We start from the raw sequence: 3137 nt of genomic DNA on the forward strand, positions 1-3137 counted from the left end.
GAGGCTGGCTCCAGGGCGAGGCCCTGGACGCGCAGCTGGGTTACTGGAAGCAGCAGCTCGCGGGGGCTCCGTCCGCACTGGACCTGCCGACGGATCGTCCTCGCCCGCCCGTGCAGTCACGCCGGGGTGCCACGGTGGACGTGCGTGTTCCGTCGCACGTCTCCCAGGCCCTCAAGTCGCTGGCACAGGGTGAAGGCGCGACGCCCTTCATGGTGCTGCTCGCGGCCTGGCAGGTGCTGCTGTCGCGCTACTCCACGCAGGATGACATCAGCGTGGGCACGCCCATCGCAGGCCGCACGCAGGCGGAGACCGAGGGCCTCATCGGCTTCTTCGTCAACACGCTGGTGCTGCGTGCCCACGTCCAGCCGCAGGCGACCTTCCGTGAGTTCCTCTCTCAGGTGCGCGGCACGACGCTCGCGGCCTACGAGCACCAGCACGTCCCCTTCGAGAAGCTGGTGGAAGTCCTCCAGCCTTCGCGAGACCTGAGCCGCAGTGCGCTCTTCCAGGCGATGTTCTCCCTGCAGAACGCGCCCTCCGAAACGCTTCGCCTGGCCGGGCTGTCCTTCCAGCCCATCCCGGTGGATACGCGCTCCTCCAAGTTCGACCTCACCCTGACGTTGCTGGAGTCGCCCCAGGGCTTCGTCGGAACACTGACGTACGCCACGGAGCTCTTCGATGCCTCGACCGTGCAGCGCATGGGGGGCCACCTGGGCGTACTGCTGGAGGCCATCACGGCGAAGCCGGACGCGACGCTCGCGAGCCTGCCGCTGCTCACCGCTCCGGAGCGCCAGCAGTTGCTCGTCGATTGGAATGGCCCCAGCGCTGAGTTCCCTCGCGACCTCTGCCTCCATGAGGCCTTCGCCGCCCAGGCCCTTCGCACGCCCGAAGCCCTGGCCGTCCTCTGCCGCGAGGAGCAGCTCACCTTCCGTGAGTTGGACACGCGCGCCAATCAGCTCGCCCACCGGCTGGTGAAGCTGGGCGTCGGCCCCGACGTGCGCGTGGTGCTCTGCGTGGAGCGCTCCGTCGAAGCCCTCGTTGGCATCCTCGGCACTCTCAAGGCCGGCGGCGCCTACGTCCCCATCGACCCCAGCTACCCGCGTGAGTGGCTCTCCCACGTCCTCATCGACACGGGCGCCCCCGTCGTCCTTACCCAGCAGCGCCTACGCGATTCACTGCCGCCGCATGCCGCGCACGACATCTGTCTGGACTCCGACGCCGCGGACCTCGCTCTTGAGTCAAAGGACGCGCCCGCGACGGACGTCACACCGGAGCACCTCGCGTACATCATCTACACCTCCGGCAGCACCGGCCGCCCCAAGGGCGTCATGATTCAGCACCGCTCCGTGCTGAACCTGCGCGTCGCTCTCGCCGCCACCGTGCACGCCGGTGCCCAACCGGCAGAGCGCGTCAGCGTCAACGCACCTCTCTCCTTCGACGCCTCCGTCAAGCAGCTCATCCAGGTGCTCGACGGCCACACCCTCTGCATCGTCCCCGACGAGGCCCGCGCCGACGTGCGCGAGCTTGTCCACCGTATTGGCCAGGACGGGCTAGACGTCCTGGACTGCTCTCCCGCGCACCTGCGCCTGCTGGTGGATGAAGGCCTGCTGCAAAGCCAGTCCATTCCCCGCCGCGTCCTCGTGGGCGGTGAGGCCGTGGACCCGGCTACGTGGCGTCACCTGGCCCAAGTCCCGCGCCCGCGCGTCTTCAACGTCTACGGCCCCACCGAGTGCACCGTCGACGCCACTGCTTGCGCCTTCGACGCTTCGCCTACGCCGACCATTGGCCGGCCTCTGCCCAACGTGCGCGTCTACGTGCTGGACCGCACGCTGCGCCCCGTGCCCGTCGGCGTCGCGGGCGAGTTGTTCATCGGCGGCGAAGGCGTCGCGCGCGGCTACCTCAATCGTCCCGAGCTGACAGCGGACCGCTTCATCCCCGACGCCTTCTCCTCCACCCCGGGTGCCCGTCTCTACCGCACGGGCGACGTGGTGCGCTGGCGCGCGGATGGAATGCTCGACTACCTGGGCCGTGCGGACTTCCAGGTGAAGGTGCGTGGCTTCCGCATCGAGCTGGGTGAGATCGAGTCCCGCTTGCTGGGACATCCCCAGGTGCACGCCGCCGTGGTGCTGGCGCGCGAGGACGTGCCCGGTGACAAGCGGCTCGTCGCGTATCTGGTCCCGGAAGAAGGCCAGTCCCTCGACACCACGGAGGTGCGTGCCTTCCTCAAGCAGCACCTGCCCGAGTACATGGTGCCCTCCACATTCCTCGTGCTGGAGGCCCTGCCTCTCAACACCAACGGCAAGGTGGACCGCAAGGCGCTGCCCGCCCCCCAGGGCACCGCGCTCGCCTCCACCTACGTCGCACCGAGTACCCTCGCGGAGGAGAAGCTCGCGGCCCTCTTCATGCAGGTGCTGCGCGTGGAGCGAGTGGGCATCCACGACGACTTCTTCGTGCTCGGCGGCCATTCGCTGCTGGCCACCCAGCTCGTCTCGCGCGTGCGCGCCACCTTCCGCGTGGAGTTGCCGCTCCGGACCCTCTTCGAAGCCCCGACGGTCGCCACGCTCGCGGAGCGCATCCAGGGGATCAAACCGAACCTCCATCATCAGCCCCCGAGCACCCGGGCTCACGCGGACAGCCTGCGACCCCTGTCCTTCGCCCAGCAGCGGCTGTGGTTGTTGGATCAGCTCCAGCCAGGTGACGCGTCCTACAACATCCCCACCGCGCTCCAGCTCTCCGGACACCTGGACGTGGAGGCCCTGCGCCGTGCCTTCGAGGCGCTCGTCCAGCGCCACGAAGCCCTGCGCACCACCTTCCACGAGCACCAGGACCAGCCCATCCAGACGGTCCACGCTCCAGCGGGATGGACGCTGCCGCTCTCGGACCTCTCCTCCCTGCCCGAGAAGCATCGGGAGAACGAAGCGCGGCGGTTGGCCGACGGGGAAGCACGGCGGCCGTTTGACCTCGCCACGGGTCCGCTGCTGCGCAGCACGCTGGTGCGGCTGACCGACGACTCGCACCTGCTGCTGGTGACGATGCACCACATCGTCTCCGACGGCTGGTCCATGGGCGTCCTCGTCCGGGAAGTCGCGGCCTTCTACGAAGCCTTCACCCTTTCTCTTATACACATCTTCGAGCCCACG

General features: G+C 68.8%; 1 protein-coding gene. It reads left to right on the forward strand.

Annotated elements, in window-relative coordinates:
* Positions 1-3137: non-ribosomal peptide synthetase (locus D7W79_RS40580; RefSeq protein WP_120530552.1), on the forward strand; the 3137-nt coding region annotated here is incomplete at both ends.

Source organism: Corallococcus exercitus, assembly GCF_003611585.1.
Lineage (GTDB): Bacteria > Myxococcota > Myxococcia > Myxococcales > Myxococcaceae > Corallococcus > Corallococcus exercitus.